Below are 846 nucleotides of genomic sequence, written 5' to 3' on the forward strand. Positions count from 1 at the left end.
TAGGTCGCGGACCCATAACGTCTGGCACGGCTGAGGTGCGGCGGCGTTAGCCCTCTGAGCGGGAGGGATCTGGATGGCGCGGTTTGACCTGACGGATGCGGAGTGGGCGGTGATCGAGCCTCTGTTGCCGACGGACGTGCGCGGCAAGGAGCGGGTAGATGACCGGCGGGTGCTCAACGGGATCTTCTGGCGTCTGCGCACGGGCGCACCCTGGGCCGACATCCCAGCGCGCTACGGCCCGCATACGACGTGCGGCAACCGCTTCCGGCGCTGGCGCAAGCGCGGCATCTGGGATCGGCTTCTGGATGCGGTGTCAAAGGCTTACGACGGCGACCTGCAGATGATCGACGCCACCAGCGTGCGGGTGCACCAGCATGCCGCCTGCGCCCAAAAAAAGACGGCCGATCCGGTGGCATGGGTCGCTCGTGCGGTGGCCTGACGAGCAAGATCCACGCGCTGGTGGATGCCGAGGGCCGTCCGGTGGTGCTCAAGATCACCGAAGGCCAAGCGCATGACGGGCGCGCGGCGGCCGACATGCTGGACGGGTTGGGCGCGGGCCAGATCCTGCTGGGTGATCGGGCCTACGACAGTGCCGCGCTACGCGCCCGGATGGCGGAGCAGGGCGCGTGGGCGAACGTGAAGCCGATACCCAACCGCAAGCAGGTGCTGGCTTTCAGCCCGTTCCTGTACAAGTACCGCAATCTGGTCGAGCGCTTCTTCAGCAAGATCAAGCACTTCCGAGCCGTCGCCACCCGCTACGACAAGGACCCCGACAACTTCCTGGCCAGCGTCAAGCTCGCAGCCCTGCGGGTCCGGCTGCGAGCTTTATGAGTCTACGACCTAGAG

Annotated in this window: 1 pseudogene; it reads left to right on the forward strand. The window is 66.7% G+C overall.

Annotated elements, in window-relative coordinates:
• Positions 1-73: 73 nt before the first annotated feature.
• Positions 74-831, forward strand: a pseudogene (locus AX737_RS32340) (IS5 family transposase).
• The last annotated feature ends 15 nt before the right edge of the window (positions 832-846 follow it).

Origin of the sequence: Methylobacterium sp. CCH5-D2 (assembly GCF_001556475.1) — a bacterium.
GTDB classification, from domain to species: Bacteria; Pseudomonadota; Alphaproteobacteria; order Rhizobiales; family Beijerinckiaceae; genus Methylobacterium; species Methylobacterium hispanicum.